Origin of the sequence: Buttiauxella sp. BIGb0471, assembly GCF_024807715.1 — a bacterium.
Lineage (GTDB): Bacteria > Pseudomonadota > Gammaproteobacteria > Enterobacterales > Enterobacteriaceae > Buttiauxella > Buttiauxella agrestis.
Map to the genome: position 1 here is coordinate 133223 of NZ_JANUEU010000006.1, position 19586 is coordinate 152808.

Here is a 19586-nt window from a genome sequence, read left to right on the forward strand (position 1 = left end):
GGATGATCTATCGCGTGAAAAGTGTGTGGATGGCGTTGTGTTTATTGGTGCTGGCGGCACAAGCAAGCGCGGCCAGTTTAGCGGATATTCAGGTATCGAACGGCGATTCTCAGGCGCGGATCACGTTTAGTTTTATTGGCGATCCTGAATATGCTTTTTCTCAGGATGATAAGAAAAGCGTTGCTCTGGATATCAAACAAACGGGTGTGATCAGAGGTTTACCGCTGTTGTTCAGTGGCAATAACCTGGTGAAAAGCATTCGGTCAGGGCAACCAAAAGACAGCGATTCCTTACGCCTGGTGGTGGATCTCACTGAGCCTGGCAAAACTCGCGCTGTAAAACAGCAAAATGGTTCTAATTACACGGTAGTGTTTACGATCAACGCCGATGCTCCGCCTCCGCCACCACCTCCTCCGGTTGTGGCTAAACGTGTTGAAGCGCCACCCGTCACCCGTTCAACCGAACCTGCAAAAAATCCCTTTAATCCGCAGACCGTGACGGGAGCCATCAGCTCTAATACGGCGATGCATCCTGCACGAACTCAGCGCACCACGACTCAATCCGATACCGTTGTTGTGGCTATTGATGCGGGGCATGGCGGGCAGGATCCGGGGGCAATTGGCCCTGGTGGCACGAAAGAGAAAAACGTCACTATTTCGATTGCCCGTAAACTTCGTTCATTGCTGAATGACGACCCGATGTTTAAAGGCGTGCTGACCCGCGATGGTGATTATTTTATTTCGGTGATGGGGCGTTCAGACGTCGCACGTAAACAGAATGCCAATATTCTGGTGTCTATTCATGCTGATGCCGCGCCTAATCGCGATGCGACGGGAGCCTCCGTTTGGGTGCTGTCGAATCGTCGCGCGAACAGTGAAATGGCGGGCTGGCTCGAACAGCACGAGAAACAATCGGAGTTGTTGGGCGGGGCGGGTGATGTACTGGCCAATAGCCAGGCTGACCCTTATTTAAGCCAGGCGGTTCTGGATTTGCAGTTCGGCCATTCCCAGCGCGTCGGGTATGATGTGGCAACAAAAGTGCTGGCGCAAATGCAGCGCGTAGGCTCGTTGCACAAACGTCGCCCGGAACACGCAAGCCTTGGCGTATTGCGTTCGCCGGATATTCCTTCGGTGTTAGTGGAAACCGGGTTTATCAGCAACAACTCGGAAGAGCGCCTGCTCGATAGCGATGATTACCAGCAAAAAATTGCACAAGCTATTTATCAAGGGCTTAGGGATTATTTCCTGACGCATCCGTTGCAATCCGCGCCACCAACTGGTCAAACTGCACGCTCGCAAGGTGCGGGTATTGATCCCGTCGCGATGACTCAATAAGGAGATTTCATGCCGATTCAGGTTCTGCCGCCGCAACTTGCCAACCAGATTGCTGCTGGCGAAGTGGTAGAGCGCCCCGCATCGGTGGTGAAAGAACTGGTTGAGAACAGTCTTGATGCAGGCGCTACGCGTATTGATATTGATATTGAACGCGGTGGCGCCAAGCTCATTCGTATTCGTGATAACGGCTGCGGTATCAAAAAAGATGAGCTGGCATTAGCACTGGCTCGTCATGCGACCAGTAAAATCGCCACACTTGATGACCTTGAGGCCATTATTAGCCTCGGGTTTCGTGGTGAAGCGTTAGCGAGTATTAGCTCGGTTGCACGACTGACGTTAACCTCGCGCACCGCCGAGCAAAACGAAGCGTGGCAGGCCTATGCCGAAGGGCGTGAACAGGATGTGACGGTAAAACCGGCGGCACATCCAGTCGGAACCACGCTTGAGGTGTTGGATTTGTTCTACAACACCCCCGCACGTCGCAAATTCATGCGCACCGAAAAAACCGAATTCAATCATATTGATGAGATAGTCAGACGTATTGCGCTGGCGCGTTTTGATGTGTCGATAAATCTCACCCACAACGGCAAAGTGATTCGTCAGTACCGTGCGGTTGCAGAGGGTGCACCTCGCGAACGCCGCCTTGGCTCGATTTGCGGTACGGCTTTCCTCGAACAAGCGCTGGCCATTGAATGGCAGCATGGTGACCTGGCATTGCGCGGCTGGGTGGCTGAACCTACGGCGACGACTTCCGCTCTGGCAGAGATTCAATATTGCTATGTGAACGGTCGCATGATGCGCGACCGCCTGATCAATCACGCTATCCGCCAGGCCTGTGAAGACAAACTCGGTGCCGACCAGCAACCGGCGTTTGTGCTGTACCTGGAAATCGACCCGCATCAAGTGGATGTGAATGTGCATCCTGCCAAACATGAAGTGCGTTTTCATCAGTCGCGCCTGGTGCATGATTTTATCTACCAGGGCGTGTTGAGCGTGCTGCAACAGCAAAGTGAAAATCGCCTGCCGCTGGAAGAAACGGCGGAAGAACCACAACCGCGCTGGCAGCCGGAAAACCGCGTGGCATCCGGGCGTAACCAGTTTGCCACGCCTGCTGCTCCCACAGCTTCTCGCGAATCACCACCTCGTAATACGACCCCGGTTTCTGGTAGCTATAGTGAAGGAAGTGCGAGTAAAGGCAGTGCGCCTTTATGGCCGCATGCGGCACCAGGTTTTCAGAAGAAAGAAGGGGCGGTGTATCGTGAATTGTTGAATACACCGACACCCGCAGCCTCAAAAAATCGAGTTGCTGAACCTGAGTCTGAGCCTTACGAGGCTTTAGACGGTCACGCACAAAGTTTTGGGCGCGTGCTGACCGTCATCAATCCGGATATCGCGTTACTCGAGCGTGACGGCAAAATCATGCTGCTTTCCTTAAGCGTGGCTGAACGTTGGTTGAAAATGGCGCAGTTAGTGCCAGGCTCCGAAGGGGCACGTGCTCAACCGCTGCTGATCCCCATTCGTTTGAAAGTCACCAAAGAAGAACAGGACGTTCTGATTAAAAATCAGCCGCTTTTACTGGAAATGGGCATTGAATTCGCCATTGAGTCGCGTCAGATAACAATTCGCTCTGTACCTTTACCTTTGCGTAAACAAAATTTACAAATCTTGATTCACGAACTGCCAGGATACCTGGCGCGACAGACAGAGGTGAATGCAACACAGATTGCTCAATGGTTTGCTCGTCAAATGGACGGTAATCATGAACAATGGAATCAGGCGCAGGCGATTGCCCTGCTGGCTGATGTGGAGCGCCTTTGTCCGCAGCTGGTGAAATCACCACCTGGCGGTTTGTTACAACCTGTTGATTTACATATGGCGATGAACGCCCTGAAACATGACTGAAGTTAAGCAAAGCCTGCCACAGGCAATTTTTTTGATGGGGCCGACGGCCTCAGGTAAGACAGCGTTAGCCATTAATTTGCGTAAAACGTTGCCAGTAGAGTTGATAAGCGTCGATTCGGCCCTTATCTATCAAGGGATGGACATTGGTACCGCGAAGCCAACGGCTGAAGAATTAGCCCAGGCTCCGCACCGGTTGCTTGATATTCTCGACCCGGCACAAGCCTATTCCGCCGCTGATTTCCGGCGTGATGCGTTGGCTGAAATGGCTGAAATTACCGCGGCAGGGCGTATTCCCTTGTTAGTCGGGGGAACAATGCTCTACTTCAAGGCATTGTTAGAGGGTTTATCACCTTTACCATCCGCTGACCCGCAAGTACGGGAACGGATTGAAAAACAGGCTGCAGAGCAAGGATGGGAAGCGTTGCATCGTGAGTTAGCACAGGTTGATCCTGTCGCCGCTGCACGTATTCATCCAAATGATCCACAAAGGCTTTCCCGTGCACTGGAAGTTTTTTTCATTTCGGGTAAAACTTTAACGGAACTGACGGAAACGTCAGGAGAAGCTCTGCCTTACCAGGTGCATCAGTTCGCCATCGCCCCGGCGAGCCGTGAACTGCTCCATCAAAGAATTGAGCAGCGTTTTCATCAGATGTTAGCTTCTGGATTTGAAGCTGAAGTGCGGGCTCTTTTTGCCCGTGGTGATTTGCATACGGACATGCCTTCCATTCGTTGTGTGGGATACCGGCAGATGTGGTCTTATCTGGCAGGGGAAATTTCACATGATGAAATGGTTTATCGTGGTATTTGCGCGACGAGACAATTGGCTAAGCGCCAGATGACCTGGTTGCGAGGTTGGGAGGGTGTTCACTGGTTAGACAGTGAGAATCCGTCTCAATCTTACAACGATGTACTACAGGTTGTTAGTGCGAAGCACCAATGAATGTGTACAATTGAATCGTTATGGTGCGCAATATTTTACGCAGTTTTTCAGAGCCTCAGGGTTCTTGAGTTACAAACAACAAGCATATAAGGAAAAGATAGAATGGCTAAGGGGCAATCATTACAAGATCCGTTCTTGAACGCACTGCGTCGCGAACGTGTTCCAGTTTCTATTTATTTGGTGAATGGTATTAAGCTGCAAGGTCAGATTGAGTCTTTTGATCAGTTTGTAATCCTGTTGAAAAACACGGTTAGCCAGATGGTCTATAAGCACGCGATTTCTACTGTTGTTCCGTCTCGTCCGGTATCTCATCACAGCAATAACACCGGTACTAGCGGTTCTGGCAGCTACCACCATGGTGGAAGTGCGCAAGGTTCTGCGCCACAACAAGACAGCGAAGACGCTGAATAAGGCGTAACGTTGTTTTTCCAAGCCGGGGAACCAGGGATGCTGGGTTCCCCGCTGGTCTTTTTGAGAGGTTATACGCTTGTTTGACCGTTATGATGCCGGTGAGCAGGCGGTGCTGGTACACATCTATTTTACGCAAGACAAAGACAAGGAAGATCTAGAGGAGTTTGAATCTCTGGTCTCTTCAGCCGGTGTCGAAGCATTGCAGGTGGTTACTGGTAGCCGTAAAGCTCCTCACCCGAAGTATTTTGTTGGTGAAGGTAAGGCAATTGAAATTGCCGATGCAGTGAAAGCCACTGGGGCATCGGTCATTTTATTTGATCATGCGTTGTCTCCAGCCCAGGAGCGTAACCTCGAAGCGCTGTGTGAATGTCGCGTCGTCGACAGAACCGGCCTGATTTTAGATATTTTTGCTCAACGTGCGCGTACCCATGAAGGTAAGTTGCAGGTTGAACTGGCTCAGTTACGTCACATGGCAACTCGCCTTGTGCGCGGCTGGACCCACCTTGAGCGTCAGGGAGGGGGGATAGGTTCACGAGGCCCTGGGGAAACTCAGCTCGAAACCGACCGCCGTTTACTGCGCAACCGGATTATGCTGATCCTTAATCGCTTAGAACGAGTTGAAAAACAACGTGAGCAAGGTCGGCGATCGCGTGCCAAGGCTGATATCCCAACCGTTTCTCTGGTGGGCTACACCAACGCCGGTAAATCCACCCTGTTTAACCAAATAACAACGGCTGATGTTTATGCCGCAGATCAGTTGTTTGCCACACTGGATCCCACATTGCGCCGTATTAACGTCGCGGATGTCGGTGAAACAATATTGGCCGACACAGTAGGTTTTATTCGTCACTTGCCACACGATTTGGTGGCAGCGTTTAAAGCGACCTTGCAGGAAACACGTCAGGCAACACTGTTATTACATGTGATTGACGCAAGTGACCTGAGGATCGAGGAAAACATTGCCGCGGTTGATACCGTTCTCGAAGAGATTGAGGCTAATGAAATTCCTACGCTGATGGTAATGAATAAGATAGATATGTTGGATGACTTTGTTCCGCGTATCGACAGAGATGATGAAAATATGCCGATTCGGGTCTGGCTTTCTGCCCAGACCGGTGACGGTATTCCACTGCTTTTCCAGGCTTTGACAGAGCGTTTATCTGGTGAAATTGCACAGCATACGTTGTGCTTGCCCCCCCAGGCTGGGCGACTTCGGAGCCGGTTTTATCAGCTTCAGGCAATAGAAAAAGAGTGGATGGAGGAAGACGGCAGTGTTGGCTTACAAATTCGTATGCCTATTGTTGACTGGCGTCGCCTCTGTAAACAAGAACCGGCACTCGCTGACTATATTGTCTAGCCAGTCAAGGGAATGTCCTGAAGACTTTTTCCCCTTCGGGGGATATCACCGCACAACAAATATGGAGCATAAACATGGCGTGGAATCAGCCCGGTAATAACGGACAGGACCGCGACCCGTGGGGAAGCAGCAAACCTGGCGGCGACTCTGGGGGTAACAAAGGAGGGCGGGATCAGGGTCCACCTGATCTGGATGATATCTTCCGTAAATTAAGCAAAAAACTGGGTGGCCTGGGCGGCGGTAAAAGTGGTGGCAGTGGTTCCGGTGGCGGTTCTTCACAGCTTCCGCGTCCGCACATCGGTGGTCGTATGGTCGGTATCGTTGCCGCCGTCGCCGTCGTTATTTGGGCTGCAACCGGGTTCTATACCATCAAAGAAGCTGAACGTGGTGTGGTAACGCGTTTTGGTCAATTCAGCCATTTGGTTGAGCCGGGCCTGAACTGGAAACCGACATTCATTGATAGCGTCCGAGCGGTAAACGTTGAAGCGGTACGTGAACTGGCAGCTTCCGGTGTGATGCTGACTTCCGACGAGAACGTGGTTCGCGTTGAAATGAACGTGCAGTACCGTGTAACCGATCCGCGTCGTTATCTGTTTAGCGTAACCAGCGCAGACGATAGCCTGCGTCAGGCAACCGACAGCGCACTGCGTGGTGTTATTGGTAAATACACCATGGATAAAATCCTCACCGAGGGTCGTACCATTATTCGTAATGATACGCAGCGCGAACTGGAAGAAACCATTCGTCCGTACAACATGGGTATCACCTTGCTGGACGTCAACTTCCAGGCTGCTCGTCCGCCGGAAGAGGTGAAAGCTGCGTTTGATGACGCGATTTCCGCGCGTGAAAACGAACAGCAATACATCCGTGAAGCAGAAGCTTACACCAACGAAGTTCAGCCGCGTGCTAACGGTCAGGCGCAGCGTATTCTTGAAGAAGCTCGCGCTTATAAAACACAGACCGTGTTAGAAGCGCAGGGTGAAGTGGCTCGCTTCGCCAAAATGTTGCCGGAATACAAAGCTGCACCGGAAATTACCCGTGAGCGTCTGTATATCGAAACCATGGAAAAAGTGCTTAGCCATACCCGTAAAGTTCTGGTTAACGACAAAGGTGGCAACCTGATGGTTCTGCCTCTGGATCAGATGCTCAAAGGTGGCTCACAGCCAGCGGCAAAGACTGATAACACAGGGGCGAACAACTTGTTGCGTCTGCCACCTGCGTCAAGTTCAAGCAGCGGTAGCGCCAGCACACAGTCCTCGTCAAGCCGGGGCGATATCATGGATCAGCGCCGCGTGAACGCGCAGCGCACTGATAACCAGCGCGTAGGGAGTGAATAACGATGCGTAAGTCAGTCATTGCTTTAATTATCATCGTGCTGGTTGTGCTGTTTACCTCGGTCTTCGTGGTACAGGAAGGCGAGCGCGGGATTACCTTACGCTTCGGTAAAGTGTTGCGTGATGATGAAAACAAGCCGGTGGTCTACGAACCAGGTCTGCATTTCAAAGTACCGTTTATCGAGTCTGTTAAAACTCTTGATGCGCGTATTCAGACCATGGATAACCAGGCCGATCGCTTTGTGACCAAAGAGAAGAAAGACCTGATCGTTGATTCCTATATCAAATGGCGTATCAGTGATTTCAGCCGCTACTACCTGGCAACAGGCGGTGGTGACGTTTCTCAGGCAGAAGTGCTGTTAAAACGTAAATTCAGTGACCGTCTGCGTTCTGAAATTGGTCGTCTTGATGTGAAAGACATCGTGACCGATTCTCGTGGCCGTCTGACTCTGGATGTGCGTGATGCGCTGAACTCAGGTACCGCTGGTACTGACGATGAAGTGGCTACACCTGCTGCGGATGATGCAATTGCCTCTGCTGCTGCGCGTGTCACTGCGGAAACCAAAGGTAAAGTACCGGTGGTTAACCCGAACAGTATGGCGGCACTGGGTATCGAAGTGGTCGATGTGCGTATCAAGCAGATCAATCTGCCTGCTGAGGTTTCTGAAGCTATCTACAACCGTATGCGTGCCGAGCGTGAAGCTGTTGCTCGTCGTCACCGTTCACAAGGTCAGGAAGAAGCTGAGAAGCTGCGTGCTACCGCCGACTACGAAGTCACTCGTACTCTGGCAGAAGCCGAGCGTCAGGGCCGTATCAGCCGTGGTGAAGGTGATGCAGAAGCTGCCAAACTGTTTGCTGATGCATTCAGCCAGGATCCAGACTTCTACGCATTCATTCGTAGCCTGCGTGCTTATGAAGCAAGCTTCAGCAATGGTCAGGACGTGATGGTGTTAAGCCCGGATAGCGATTTCTTCCGCTACATGAAAACACCTGCGAATAGCGCACGTTAATACTCGCAATAAACTTATCAAGAGCCGGTCTGACCGGCTCTTTTTTTATTGGTGTTAGAGGGAATTATGAATTCGACTATCTGGATGGCATTAGCGCTGGTTTTGGTGCTCGAAGGACTCGGACCGATGCTTTATCCACGCATGTGGCGCCGAATGATCGCCGCGTTAACGCAACTTCCCGACAATACGCTTCGCCGTTTTGGTGGCGGACTAGTGGTTGCAGGTATCGTTATCTACTACATGTTGAGTCGAGCTGCTGGCTGAACCGCATTGAGGTGGACGATTACCATTTTGTATACTAAAAGGGCTGATCATCTAGGAAACCGATGGTAGAATCCTTTTTTAAGCAAACGGTGATTTTGAAAAATGGGTAACAACGTCGTCGTACTGGGCACCCAATGGGGTGACGAAGGTAAAGGAAAGATCGTAGATCTTCTGACTGAACGGGCTAAATATGTTGTGCGCTACCAGGGCGGTCACAACGCAGGCCATACTCTCGTAATCAACGGTGAAAAGACCGTTCTTCATCTTATTCCATCAGGTATTCTGCGTGATAACGTTACCAGCATCATCGGTAATGGCGTTGTGCTGTCTCCTGCTGCACTGATGAAAGAGATGAAAGAGCTGGAAGACCGTGGGATTCCGGTACGTGAGCGCTTGCTGTTATCTGAAGCTTGCCCGCTGATTCTTGATTATCACGTAGCGCTGGATGTCGCTCGTGAGAAAGCGCGCGGTGCGAAAGCTATCGGTACTACCGGTCGCGGCATCGGTCCAGCGTATGAAGACAAAGTGGCCCGTCGTGGCCTGCGCGTTGGCGATCTGTTCGACAAAGCCACCTTTGCCGACAAACTGAAAGAAGTTCTGGAATACCATAACTTCCAACTGGTTAACTTCTACAAAGTTGAAGCGGTTGATTACCAGAAAGTTCTGGACGATGTCATGGCAGTTGCTGACATTCTGACCAGCATGGTAGTTGATGTGTCCGATCTGCTGGATCAGGCACGTAAGCGCGGCGACTTCATCATGTTCGAAGGTGCTCAAGGCACGCTGCTGGACATCGATCACGGTACCTATCCGTACGTGACCTCTTCCAACACCACCGCGGGTGGCGTGGCAACAGGTTCCGGCATTGGTCCACGTTATGTTGATTACGTTCTGGGTATTATCAAAGCGTACTCTACTCGCGTTGGCGCAGGTCCGTTCCCAACTGAACTGTTTGATGATATCGGCGAGTTTCTGTGCAAACAAGGTAACGAGTTCGGTGCAACTACCGGTCGTCGTCGTCGTACAGGTTGGTTGGATATCGTTGCTGTGCGTCGTGCAGTGCAGATCAACTCCCTGTCAGGTTTCTGCCTGACCAAGCTGGACGTACTGGACGGTTTGAAAGAAGTTAAACTGTGCGTAGGCTACCGTCTGCCAGATGGCCGTGAAGTGACTACCACTCCAATGGCTGCTGACGATTGGGAAGGTATCGAGCCAATCTACGAAACCATGCCAGGCTGGTCAGAAACGACCTTCGGCGTGAAAGAGCGTAGTGGTTTGCCGCAAGCAGCGCTGGACTACATCAAGCGCATTGAAGAACTGACTGAAGTACCAGTAGACATTATTTCTACCGGTCCGGACCGTTCTGAAACCATGATTCTGCGCGATCCGTTCGACGCATAATGATGTGATGGGGTGTGCTTAGCACGCCCCAACTGCTTTATCCTGCCGTTTTATCTACCTTCCCCGTTAAATAAATTAGCTGGCAACCTTATGGCTGGTTTATCATCAATATATCGCCCTGATGGCGAAAAGCGTTTCCCCTCCCACCCAAGAGGTTGATGTGCAGTTAACGAGTTTTACTGATTACGGTTTACGTGCTTTGATTTACATGGCGTCTTTGCCAGAAGGCAAGATGACGAGCATTTCTGAAGTAACAGAAGTGTATGGCGTATCACGTAATCATATGGTGAAAATCATCAATCAACTCAGCCGTGCAGGCTATGTGACGGCAGTGCGCGGCAAAAACGGTGGCATTCGCCTCGGCAAACCGGCGGTATCTATCCGTGTCGGTGATGTGGTGCGCGAGCTGGAACCGCTTTCTTTGGTGAACTGTAGCAGTGAGTTTTGTCATATCACCCCCGCATGTCGCCTGAAACAGGCACTGGCCCAGGCGGTGCAAAGCTTTCTTACAGAGCTGGATAAGCACACCCTGGCCGATTTGGTGGACCAAAACCAACCGCTCTACAAATTATTGCTGGTGGAATAAATCACGATTTCCTCAGCAAATGACAACGGAGGAACCGCAATGTCAAAAGATCCTTTTCAGGAACGAGAAGCCGAAAAATACGAAAACCCGATCCCAAGCCGGGAATTTATACTCGCTCATCTCTCCAAACGTGAAAAACCAGCCAATCGTGACGAACTGGCTGAAGAACTGAATATTACTGGTGAAGAACAACTTGAAGCGCTGCGTCGCCGTTTGCGAGCCATGGAACGCGATGGACAGTTGGTCTTTACCCGCCGCCAGTGTTATGCCCTGCCAGAACGTCTCGATTTGCTAAAAGGCAAAGTCATTGGCCACCGCGATGGCTTCGGTTTCCTGCGTGTAGAAGGCCGTAAAGACGATCTCTACCTTTCATCTGAACAGATGAAAATGTGTATGCATGGCGATATCGTGCTGGCACAGCCACTGGGTGCCGACCGTAAAGGCCGTCGCGAAGCGCGTATTGTGCGCGTGCTGGAGCCAAGAACCGGGCAAATTGTTGGCCGCTACTTTACCGATGCTGGTATCAGTTTCGTGGTGCCAGACGACAGCCGTCTGAGCTTCGATATTCTTATCCCACCAGAAGGTGTGATGGGCGCTCGCATGGGCTTTGTGGTGGTGGTTGAGCTCACCCAACGCCCAACTCGCCGCACCAAAGCGGTGGGTAAAATCGTTGAAGTGCTGGGCGACAACATGGGTACAGGCATGGCCGTCGATATGGCGCTGCGCACCCATGAAATCCCGTATGTCTGGCCGCCAGAAGTGGAAGCTCAGGTTGCTTCGTTGAAGGAACAAGTGCCGGAAGAAGCCAAAATTGGCCGCGTGGATTTGCGTGATCTGCCGCTTGTCACCATCGATGGTGAAGATGCGCGTGACTTCGATGATGCCGTGTTCTGTGAGAAGAAACGTGGCGGCGGCTGGCGTTTATATGTCGCTATCGCCGACGTAAGCTATTACGTTCGCCCGCCAACCGCGCTGGATAAAGAAGCTCGCAACCGTGGCACGTCAGTTTACTTCCCATCGCAGGTTATCCCGATGCTGCCGGAAGTGCTGTCCAACGGTTTGTGCTCGCTGAACCCGCAGGTTGACCGTCTGTGTATGGTCTGTGAAATGACCATCTCTTCGACTGGCCGCCTGACCGGCTCTAAATTCTACGAAGCGGTAATGAGTTCCCATGCGCGTCTGACCTACACCAAAGTGTGGCATATGTTGCAGGGTGACCAGGAACTGCGCGAGCAATATGCGCCGCTGGTTAAGCACATCGAAGAGCTGCATAACCTCTACAAAGTGCTGGATGTTTCTCGTGCGCAGCGCGGGGGTATCTCGTTTGAAAGCGAAGAAGCGAAGTTTATCTTCAACGCCGAGCGCCGTATTGAACGCGTTGAGCAAACCGTTCGTAACGACGCGCATAAACTTATCGAAGAGTGCATGATCCTCGCGAATATCGCGGCGGCACGCTTCGTTGAGAAGAACAACGAGCCATCTTTGTTCCGCGATCACGATCGTCCAAGCAACGACGCCATTACCGCGTTCCGTTCTGTGCTGGCCGAGCTGGGTCTGGAATTGCCTGGCGGGCAGAAGCCTGAGCCGCGTGATTACGCAGAATTACTGAACTCGATTGCCGATCGTCCGGATCATGAAATGCTGCAAACGATGCTGCTGCGTTCCATGAAACAGGCAGTGTACGATCCAGAAAACCGTGGTCACTTTGGCCTGGCGCTGCAATCCTATGCACACTTTACCTCGCCGATTCGTCGTTACCCCGATTTGCTGTTACACCGTGCAATTAAATATTTGCTGGCGAAAGAGCAGGGCCATAAAGGCAACAGCACCGAGTCTGGCGGCTGGCACTACGACATGGAAGAGATGCTGCAATTGGGCCAGCATTGTTCTATGGCTGAACGCCGCGCAGATGAAGCAACACGCGATGTTGCCGACTGGCTGAAATGCGACTTTATGCAGGATCAGGTCGGTAATACCTTTACTGGGATTATCGCCAGCGTTACCGGTTTCGGCTTCTTTGTTCGCCTCACCGATCTGTTTATCGACGGCCTGGTGCACGTTTCTACTCTTGATAACGATTACTACCGTTTCGACCAAATCGGGCAGCGCCTGATTGGTGAGTCCGGTGGCCAGACTTATCGTTTGGGTGACCGTGTCGAAGTGCGCGTTGAAGCCGTCCATATGGACGAGCGCAAAATTGATTTTGCTCTGATCTCCAGCACTCGTGTTCCTCGCGGCGCGGGTAAAACTGAGAAAGACCGAGCGAAAAAAGGCGCAAACGGCAACGGGCCAAAACGTCGTCAGGGCGGTAAACGCACCAACTTCGAGCCAGACAGCACTTTCCGTAAAGAGAAAGGGCCAGCCAAGCCGAAGAAAGCGAAAGCCGAGAAAAGTGTCGACAAAAAAGCCGAGCCGAAGGCGAAGAAACCAAAAGCGCAGTCGGACAAAACTCGTAAAATAGCCGCCGCTACAAAAGCCAAACGCGCAGCGAAAAAGCAGCCGAGCTAAGTCTCCAATTGCTTTTCGTAGGTCGGATTAGCGTAAGCGACATCCGACCTTTACGAGCAAATTAACACTGGTGCATCAGCACCTGAAATGAGTAACAGTAATGAGTGAAATGATTTACGGCATCCACGCCGTCCAGGCACTGCTTGATAACGCCCCTCAGCGTTTTCGGGAAGTCTTTATTCTTAAAGGCCGTGAAGACAAACGTCTGATGCCTTTAATTCATGCGCTGGAAGCTCAGGGTGTGCCGGTTCAAATGGCAAACCGCCAATGGCTGGATGAAAAATCTGAAGGCGCGGTGCACCAGGGCATTATTGCTCGCGTGAAACCGGGTCGTCAGTATCAGGAAAATGATATTCCAGACCTGCTTGCTAGTATCGATACCCCGTTCCTGCTCATTCTGGATGGCGTTACCGATCCCCACAACCTCGGTGCCTGCCTGCGTAGCGCAGATGCTGCTGGCGTGCATGCGGTAATCGTACCAAAAGACAGATCTGCGCAACTGAACGCGACGGCCAAGAAAGTGGCCTGCGGCGCTGCAGAGCACGTTCCGCTGATCAGTGTGACTAACCTGGCTCGAACCATGCGTTTATTGCAGGAATCGAACGTCTGGATCGTCGGTACGGCGGGTGAAGCTGACCACACTTTATTCCAGAGCAAAATGACCGGCCCAATGGCGCTGGTGATGGGCGCTGAAGGTGAAGGTATGCGCCGCCTGACGCGTGAACATTGCGATGAGCTGATTAGCATCCCAATGGCGGGAACCGTTTCTTCCCTGAACGTTTCCGTTGCTACCGGTATTTGCCTGTTCGAAGCTGTGCGTCAACGCAGTTAATCTCCTGTGGGGTGCGCTCGCACCCCGCTTTGTGATCCTCCTCCATGCATAACTGCTGTCACCGTCCATACTAATGGCATTGCCATAAATGGAGGGAACACGATGCGCTGGCAAACTCATACCGTTTTTAACCAACCAATACCCCTCAATAACAGTAACCTTTTCCTTTCCGATATCTCATTAACTGAGGCCGTAGCCCGTGAAGGTGCTGGCTGGGATGCGGAACTTCTGGCGAGTATCGGCCAACAACTCGGCTCGGCTGAATCCCTGGAGCTCGGGCGACTGGCAAATGCAAATCCTCCTGAATTACTTCGTTATGATTCTAGTGGCGAGCGGCTTGATGATGTCCGCTTTTATCCCGCCTGGCATTTGTTGATGCAGGGATTGTGCGCCAACCGGGTGCATAACTTACCGTGGCAGGAAGATGCTCGTCATGGCTCATTTGTTGCTCGTGCCGCGCGATTTGTTCAGCACGCGCAGGTGGAAGCCGGCACGTTATGCCCGATAACCATGACATTCGGCGCAATTCCCCTCTTGCAAAAGCACTTGCCGAAAGAGTTTCAGTCATGGCTAAAACCATTACTGAGCGACCGTTATGATGCCCATCTCTCACCCGGTTCGCAAAAACGTGGCCTGCTGATTGGAATGGGAATGACCGAAAAGCAAGGTGGTTCCGATGTGTTAAGTAATACCACTCGCGCTGAACCGATTGAGAGACGTGGTCCTGGTGAAATGTATCGCTTAGTGGGCCACAAATGGTTTTTCTCGGTTCCGCAAAGTGATGCTCATTTGGTGCTGGCTCAGGCAAAAGGCGGGCTTTCTTGCTTCTTCTTGCCACGATTCTTAACCGACGGCCAACGTAACCAGGTTCGCTTTGAGCGTTTGAAAGACAAACTTGGCAACCGTTCCAACGCCAGCAGTGAAGTTGAATTTTGCGATGCCATCGCCTGGCTGATAGGTGAAGAGGGCGAGGGTGTGCGCTCGATATTAAAAATGGGCGGTTACACCCGTTTTGACTGTGCGCTGGGTAGCCATGGTTTGATGCGCCGTGCGCTGTCCGTTGCGTTGTATCATGCACATCAACGGCAGGCATTCGGCAAAAACCTCATTGATTTACCCCTTATGCGCCAGGTGCTTGGGCGTATGGCTTTGCAGCTTGAAGGGCAAACGGCATTTTTGTTCCGCCTGGCTCGGGCCTGGGAATCACCAGGCAATCCACATGAATTAGCCTACAGCCGCCTGTTTACACCGGCTGCCAAATTTAGCATTTGCAAAGCAGGCATCCCATTTGTAGCAGAAGCGATGGAAGTCCTTGGCGGAGTCGGTTACTGCGAAGACAGCGAACTGCCGCGTATCTATCGTGAAATGCCGGTGAACAGTATCTGGGAAGGCTCAGGCAATATTATGAGTCTGGATGTATTGCGAGTGCTGGCAAAACAGCCCGGTACAATGGAAATGCTGCATGCAGAATTTGATGAAGTGAAAGGGCAAAACCGACATTTCGATCGCAGCTGGCGGCAACTGCAACAGCGGCTGCATAAGCCACAAGAGGAATGGGGAAGGGATCTCACCCGATTGTTGGCTCTTCTGGCAACGGGTGCACAAGTTTTGCAGCATCTGTCTCCACCGTTAGGAGAAGCCTGGTGCCGCATGATGTTGGACTCGCGAGGAGAAAGTGTATTACCGAATCAGGTATTAATTGATGTATTGCTGCGGGCGACAGGACGCACGGGATAGGAAAATATAAACCAGCGCCATAGAGTTGAATGACATGGTCGCTGGTTTATTTATGCATAAATAATGGCTTGTACACGCCAGCCTTCAGCAAGCTGGTTTTCCTGCATTTTTACGATGCGATAATAAGATGCACCGTGTTCATCAGCCTTTAAGGCAATCACTTTTTCCACATCTTGCACGCTACCGGCAATACCGTTTACTGAAATCATGCCGATTTCATTCAAACCCGTCACACAATCTGCGGCAACATCTTCTGCCGATTGCGCCGATGTTGTGATGAGTCCCACGGACAGCAGTAGTGAGGTTAAGGCAAGCGATCGTTTCATAATTAACTCCTTTTTACTTACCCTAAATCAGCAGGGCATTCCTTCGCGTTGTCGAACCCCAGACCTGTCCGTTGGCTGAAGTTCATTGTGCATAACAAACGATCAATTGGTGCAAGGCTTTGTAAATCTGCATAAATAAGTCAGCGCTAATTACTTACGGTATAAAATCGCCTGGGCATACCACTGGCCTGGCACTACCGTCTCATCGTTTAACAAGATGACGTAGTAATCTGCTTTTGCAGCAACTGCCTTCTCTTTTAGCGCCGTCTCAGTATCCATGGGTGAGCCGTGCTCAAGTGCTGTTACCGTTCCTATCTTGGTTAAACCCTGCGTTTGATAACGCTGAATTTCCTGAGGCGTTCCGGTTGCTGGCGGTGCAGGCTGTGGCGTACCTTGTAACACGCTACAGGCACTGAGCGTCATCGCAATGAGCAAAGCTGATAACAGTCGCATGATCGTTTCTCGTCTCTTAATAGTCATAGTGTAGCTCCGGTTTTTTTCGAAGAAGAGGGAATGTTCCCATTCTGTTAGCTCCCCCGCGCTTTTTAATCACTTTCGAATGAAAATCGCTAAGCAGATCTCATAGTTAAGAATTCTCCCCTGGTGCCATGAGCTTGCCATCCCGTGGTTGCTGGCTTACAAAGGAAGTCTCACCCTGATACGGAACGAATCCCATGATAGAAATGTACACCGAACAGTTGGCTGGTATTGAAGTTCTGCATGCTGTACCTGCCGGGAAAAAAGAAAGCCAACTTCCTGTTGTGTTTTTCTATCATGGTTTTACATCATCGAAACTGGTCTACAGCTACTTTGCCGTGGCATTGGCTCAGTCTGGAATGCGGGTGATTATGCCCGATGCCCAGCAACACGGGGCGCGTTTTGATGGTGATGAAAGCGCCCGTCTGTACCAATTCTGGTCGATTCTTAAAAGCAACATTGAAGAATTTTCACCGCTTCAGCAGGCTTTATCTGCACGCTATCCAGTCGATGAGCAACGAGTTGCCGTGGGTGGTGCTTCAATGGGAGGAATGACTGCTCTGGGGATTATGGCGCGTTACCCGCAAGTGCGCTGCGTGGCATGCCTGATGGGGTCGGGATATTTCATGTCGCTTGGGAAGAATTTGTTCCCTCCGCAGGCGCTGGATCTCGAGTCCCTTAACAAACTTGCTGACTACGACATTAGCCATCAACTCGAAAAAGTTGGCAACCGCCCACTATTGCTGTGGCATGGTGAACAGGATGATGTCGTTCCGGCGACAGAAACATGGCGTCTGGAAAAAGCGCTGATTGAAAAAGGGTTGGATAAACACATGCTCTGTTTACGGGAGGCAGGCGTAAAGCATCGTATTACGCCTATGGCGCTTGAGGCGACCAGCCGATTTTTTAGCGAGCACCTGTAATGGGATGCATAAAAAAGCCCCCGCAAGCGGGGGCAACGTTGGCTTTCTATGTCGTTGTGGTATTCCTGGTGTTAACGCATTACTTCACTACTTCATTGCATTCAGTTAGCGGTAGATGTCGGCACTGACATGCATATTGCCGTTGCTACCGGGTTCTCTCATCAATATCGAGTGGTAGTACTTTGCTCCGTGTTGATCCGCGTCGTTTTCGATCGCGACTTCAGCCTCTTGCTCAGTAGCAAAATTATGGTTGATGTAAATCACGCCCAAACTCATTACATCATCCATATTTTTGGCCTGATGGTTGTCGATTTTGATAGCGGCTGTCGCATTCGAGCAAAGCAAGAGAACAGCGACAAAAGCTAAAGTAATCATTTTCATGGTCCGCTCCACTACAACTTAATGTGTCTACTGCGGTCGTCGTTCCTGTTAATAAAAAGTGGCGGCCTATGACAACAAGTGTAACCCCTCATGATTGAATAAATAGCGACCATTTCTGATGGTCTTGGTCAAAAATTTTAAGCGATTCAGCTCAAAGTTATAGATTTCACTGAGTTAGCCTGTTGTTGAAACTTTATCCTTCATGCAAAAGAATTAATTTCCATATCACCTTGAGTTAATTGGGCTGCGCTTGTATGATTACGCGTCAATTTTTCAGCCGCCTTTATAAACACGTTCCTTGCTTCCATGGGCCGCGGCTGACCCTGACAGGAGGCTGAATAATCCGTAAGGAGCAATTCGATGCGTCATTACGAAATCGTTTTTATGGTCCATCCTGACCAGAGCGAACAGGTTCCGGGTATGATCGAACGTTACACTGGTGCAATTACTGCAGCAGAAGGTACGATCCACCGTCTGGAAGACTGGGGCCGCCGTCAGCTGGCTTACCCGATCAACAAACTGCACAAAGCACACTACGTTCTGCTGAACGTTGAAGCTCCGCAGGAAGTGATCGATGAGCTGGAAACTAACTTCCGCTTCAACGACGCCGTTATCCGTAGCATGGTTATGCGTACTAAGCACGCTGTAACCGAAGCTTCACCAATGGTTAAAGCTAAAGACGAACGTCGTGATCGTCGCGATGACTTCGCTAGCGAAACTGCTGATGATGCGGATGCTGGGGATTCTGAAGAGTAATTTCCAATGACGGTCAACCGCCTGGTGTTGTCTGGCACAGTGTGCAAGACGCCCCTTCGCAAGGTTAGCCCGTCAGGAATTCCTCATTGCCAGTTCGTGCTTGAGCACCGTTCTGTGCAAAAGGAAGCCGGTTTAGATCGGCAGGCGTGGTGCCGTATGCCAGTTATTATTAGCGGGCACGCACACTCAGCCATTACTCAAAGTATAACGGTCGGCACGGTACTCACAGTTTCTGGTTTCATTAGTTGCCATCAGGCAAAAAATGGGCTGAACAAAGTGGTATTGCATGCCGAGCAGATTGAATTGATAGATTCTGGAGACTAGCCTAATGGCACGTTATTTCCGTCGTCGCAAGTTCTGCCGTTTCACAGCGGAAGGCGTTGTAGAGATTGATTATAAAGATATCGCTACACTGAAAAACTACATCACTGAAAGTGGTAAAATTGTCCCGAGCCGTATTACCGGTACTCGTGCAAAATACCAGCGTCAGTTGGCTCGCTGCATCAAGCGCGCTCGTTACCTTTCTTTGTTGCCATATACTGATCGTCATCAGTAATCGGCCACTGTCCATTAATGACTTTGAGAGGATAAGGTAATGCAAGTTATTCTGCTTGATAAAGTAGCAAACCTGGGTAGCCTGGGTGATCAGGTTAACGTTAAAGCGGGTTATGCTCGTAACTTCCTGGTACCACAGGGCAAAGCTGTTCCTGCTACCAAGAAAAACGTTGAATTCTTCGAAGCACGCCGTGCAGAACTGGAAGCTAAATTAGCTGACGTTCTGGCCGCTGCTGAAGCTCGCGCTGCGAAGATCAACGCACTCGAAACTGTTACTATCGCGTCTAAAGCTGGCGACGAAGGTAAACTGTTCGGTTCCATTGGTACTCGCGACATCGCTGACGCTGTAACTGCAGCTGGCGTTGAAGTGGCTAAGAGCGAAGTTCGTTTACCGAACGGCGTTCTGCGTACTACTGGTGAGCACGAAGTGGACTTCCAGGTTCACAGCGATGTATTCGCTAAACTGACTGTAAACGTGGTTGCTGAAGCGTAATTTACGCGGACGTATATACGTTAAGACGCCGGCCTTGTGCCGGCGTTTTGCATTTCTGA

General features: G+C 51.0%; 21 protein-coding genes. 18 read left to right on the plus strand and 3 right to left on the minus strand.

What is annotated here, in order from left to right; translation table 11 throughout:
• The first annotated feature begins 2 nt into the window (after positions 1-2).
• The 13 genes from amiB (at position 3) to M2371_RS18010 (ending at position 15616) form a co-directional block, all read left to right on the plus strand.
• Positions 3-1334, plus strand: a complete 1332-nt coding sequence (amiB, locus tag M2371_RS17950; protein ID WP_259268355.1) for an N-acetylmuramoyl-L-alanine amidase AmiB — start codon at positions 3-5, stop codon at positions 1332-1334.
• A gap of 9 nt (positions 1335-1343) precedes the next feature.
• A complete protein-coding gene (mutL, locus tag M2371_RS17955; protein WP_259268356.1) occupies positions 1344-3236 on the plus strand; it encodes a DNA mismatch repair endonuclease MutL in 1893 nt (630 codons plus the stop codon).
• Positions 3229-4176: a tRNA (adenosine(37)-N6)-dimethylallyltransferase MiaA gene (gene miaA / locus M2371_RS17960; RefSeq protein ID WP_034492785.1), complete on the plus strand. Its 948-nt coding sequence runs from the start codon at positions 3229-3231 to the stop codon at positions 4174-4176. Before mutL ends, miaA begins: the two co-directional genes overlap by 8 nt.
• 102 nt (positions 4177-4278) lie before the next feature.
• Positions 4279-4587, plus strand: coding sequence for an RNA chaperone Hfq (gene hfq, locus M2371_RS17965; RefSeq protein ID WP_121266855.1), 309 nt, complete (start codon positions 4279-4281; stop codon positions 4585-4587).
• Positions 4588-4663: 76 nt separating this feature from the next.
• Positions 4664-5944 carry a ribosome rescue GTPase HflX gene (gene hflX / locus M2371_RS17970; protein ID WP_172895692.1) on the plus strand — a complete coding sequence of 427 codons (1281 nt, stop codon included), beginning with the start codon at positions 4664-4666 and terminating at the stop codon, positions 5942-5944.
• 74 nt (positions 5945-6018) lie between these two features.
• On the plus strand, positions 6019-7281 hold the full coding sequence (gene hflK / locus M2371_RS17975) for an FtsH protease activity modulator HflK (protein ID WP_034492789.1): 1263 nt from the start codon (positions 6019-6021) through the stop codon (positions 7279-7281).
• Positions 7282-7283: 2 nt separating this feature from the next.
• Positions 7284-8288 (plus strand): protease modulator HflC, encoded by a 1005-nt coding sequence (gene hflC / locus M2371_RS17980; protein WP_172895691.1) that lies wholly within the window; start codon positions 7284-7286, stop codon positions 8286-8288.
• Positions 8289-8354: 66 nt separating this feature from the next.
• Entirely contained in the window at positions 8355-8552 is a 198-nt protein-coding gene (locus tag M2371_RS17985; protein ID WP_034492791.1) for a DUF2065 domain-containing protein, read from the plus strand.
• Positions 8553-8654: 102 nt separating this feature from the next.
• Positions 8655-9953: an adenylosuccinate synthase gene (locus M2371_RS17990; RefSeq protein WP_034492792.1), complete on the plus strand. Its 1299-nt coding sequence runs from the start codon at positions 8655-8657 to the stop codon at positions 9951-9953.
• Between the two features lie 160 nt (positions 9954-10113).
• A complete protein-coding gene (nsrR, locus tag M2371_RS17995; RefSeq protein ID WP_034492795.1) occupies positions 10114-10539 on the plus strand; it encodes a nitric oxide-sensing transcriptional repressor NsrR in 426 nt (141 codons plus the stop codon).
• 39 nt (positions 10540-10578) lie between these two features.
• Positions 10579-13047, plus strand: coding sequence for a ribonuclease R (rnr, locus tag M2371_RS18000; RefSeq protein ID WP_259268357.1), 2469 nt, complete (start codon positions 10579-10581; stop codon positions 13045-13047).
• 100 nt (positions 13048-13147) lie between these two features.
• Entirely contained in the window at positions 13148-13879 is a 732-nt protein-coding gene (gene rlmB, locus M2371_RS18005) for a 23S rRNA (guanosine(2251)-2'-O)-methyltransferase RlmB (RefSeq protein ID WP_034492799.1), read from the plus strand.
• Positions 13880-13981: 102 nt separating this feature from the next.
• The gene (locus M2371_RS18010) at positions 13982-15616 is read left to right on the plus strand and encodes an isovaleryl-CoA dehydrogenase (protein ID WP_259268358.1); all 1635 of its coding nucleotides are present in this window, start codon (positions 13982-13984) and stop codon (positions 15614-15616) included.
• 50 nt (positions 15617-15666) lie between these two features.
• Here the strand turns inward: M2371_RS18010 and M2371_RS18015 are convergent, their stop codons facing one another.
• Positions 15667-15942, minus strand: coding sequence for a DUF1471 domain-containing protein (locus M2371_RS18015; protein ID WP_034461185.1), 276 nt, complete (start codon positions 15940-15942; stop codon positions 15667-15669).
• A gap of 150 nt (positions 15943-16092) precedes the next feature.
• Complete coding sequence (gene bsmA, locus M2371_RS18020) at positions 16093-16422, minus strand: biofilm peroxide resistance protein BsmA (RefSeq protein ID WP_172895688.1); 330 nt, start codon at positions 16420-16422, stop codon at positions 16093-16095.
• A gap of 194 nt (positions 16423-16616) precedes the next feature.
• On the opposite strand from bsmA, the gene yjfP reads away from it, so the two are divergent.
• Positions 16617-17342 carry an esterase gene (gene yjfP / locus M2371_RS18025; protein ID WP_259268359.1) on the plus strand — a complete coding sequence of 242 codons (726 nt, stop codon included), beginning with the start codon at positions 16617-16619 and terminating at the stop codon, positions 17340-17342.
• A gap of 105 nt (positions 17343-17447) precedes the next feature.
• On the opposite strand, the gene yjfY is transcribed toward yjfP, so the two are convergent.
• The gene (yjfY, locus tag M2371_RS18030) at positions 17448-17723 is read right to left on the minus strand and encodes a DUF1471 family protein YjfY (RefSeq protein WP_034492825.1); all 276 of its coding nucleotides are present in this window, start codon (positions 17721-17723) and stop codon (positions 17448-17450) included.
• 360 nt (positions 17724-18083) lie between these two features.
• Here yjfY and rpsF point away from each other — a divergent pair, with 360 nt between their 5' ends.
• Genes rpsF through rplI form a run of 4 tightly spaced genes read left to right on the plus strand, consistent with a single transcriptional unit; the run spans position 18084 to position 19527 of the window.
• A complete protein-coding gene (rpsF, locus tag M2371_RS18035) occupies positions 18084-18479 on the plus strand; it encodes a 30S ribosomal protein S6 (RefSeq protein ID WP_034492828.1) in 396 nt (131 codons plus the stop codon).
• Between the two features lie 6 nt (positions 18480-18485).
• Complete coding sequence (gene priB / locus M2371_RS18040) at positions 18486-18803, plus strand: primosomal replication protein N (RefSeq protein WP_034492830.1); 318 nt, start codon at positions 18486-18488, stop codon at positions 18801-18803.
• 4 nt (positions 18804-18807) lie between these two features.
• Positions 18808-19035 carry a 30S ribosomal protein S18 gene (gene rpsR, locus M2371_RS18045; protein WP_002210155.1) on the plus strand — a complete coding sequence of 76 codons (228 nt, stop codon included), beginning with the start codon at positions 18808-18810 and terminating at the stop codon, positions 19033-19035.
• A gap of 39 nt (positions 19036-19074) precedes the next feature.
• A complete protein-coding gene (gene rplI, locus M2371_RS18050) occupies positions 19075-19527 on the plus strand; it encodes a 50S ribosomal protein L9 (protein ID WP_034461193.1) in 453 nt (150 codons plus the stop codon).
• Positions 19528-19586 lie beyond the last annotated feature (59 nt).

Coding starts and splice junctions, on each gene's coding strand:
- M2371_RS17985 (WP_034492791.1), top strand. CDS start 8,355: ATGAATTCGACTATCTGGATGGCATTAGCGCTGGTTTTGGTGCTCGAA.
- M2371_RS17990 (WP_034492792.1), top strand. CDS start 8,655: ATGGGTAACAACGTCGTCGTACTGGGCACCCAATGGGGTGACGAAGGT.
- rlmB (WP_034492799.1), top strand. CDS start 13,148: ATGAGTGAAATGATTTACGGCATCCACGCCGTCCAGGCACTGCTTGAT.
- rplI (WP_034461193.1), top strand. CDS start 19,075: ATGCAAGTTATTCTGCTTGATAAAGTAGCAAACCTGGGTAGCCTGGGT.
- bsmA (WP_172895688.1), bottom strand. CDS start 16,422: ATGACTATTAAGAGACGAGAAACGATCATGCGACTGTTATCAGCTTTG.
- yjfP (WP_259268359.1), top strand. CDS start 16,617: ATGATAGAAATGTACACCGAACAGTTGGCTGGTATTGAAGTTCTGCAT.
- rpsR (WP_002210155.1), top strand. CDS start 18,808: ATGGCACGTTATTTCCGTCGTCGCAAGTTCTGCCGTTTCACAGCGGAA.
- mutL (WP_259268356.1), top strand. CDS start 1,344: ATGCCGATTCAGGTTCTGCCGCCGCAACTTGCCAACCAGATTGCTGCT.
- M2371_RS18015 (WP_034461185.1), bottom strand. CDS start 15,942: ATGAAACGATCGCTTGCCTTAACCTCACTACTGCTGTCCGTGGGACTC.
- amiB (WP_259268355.1), top strand. CDS start 3: ATGATCTATCGCGTGAAAAGTGTGTGGATGGCGTTGTGTTTATTGGTG.
- rpsF (WP_034492828.1), top strand. CDS start 18,084: ATGCGTCATTACGAAATCGTTTTTATGGTCCATCCTGACCAGAGCGAA.
- hfq (WP_121266855.1), top strand. CDS start 4,279: ATGGCTAAGGGGCAATCATTACAAGATCCGTTCTTGAACGCACTGCGT.
- rnr (WP_259268357.1), top strand. CDS start 10,579: ATGTCAAAAGATCCTTTTCAGGAACGAGAAGCCGAAAAATACGAAAAC.
- M2371_RS18010 (WP_259268358.1), top strand. CDS start 13,982: ATGCGCTGGCAAACTCATACCGTTTTTAACCAACCAATACCCCTCAAT.
- priB (WP_034492830.1), top strand. CDS start 18,486: ATGACGGTCAACCGCCTGGTGTTGTCTGGCACAGTGTGCAAGACGCCC.
- miaA (WP_034492785.1), top strand. CDS start 3,229: ATGACTGAAGTTAAGCAAAGCCTGCCACAGGCAATTTTTTTGATGGGG.
- yjfY (WP_034492825.1), bottom strand. CDS start 17,723: ATGAAAATGATTACTTTAGCTTTTGTCGCTGTTCTCTTGCTTTGCTCG.
- hflC (WP_172895691.1), top strand. CDS start 7,284: ATGCGTAAGTCAGTCATTGCTTTAATTATCATCGTGCTGGTTGTGCTG.
- hflK (WP_034492789.1), top strand. CDS start 6,019: ATGGCGTGGAATCAGCCCGGTAATAACGGACAGGACCGCGACCCGTGG.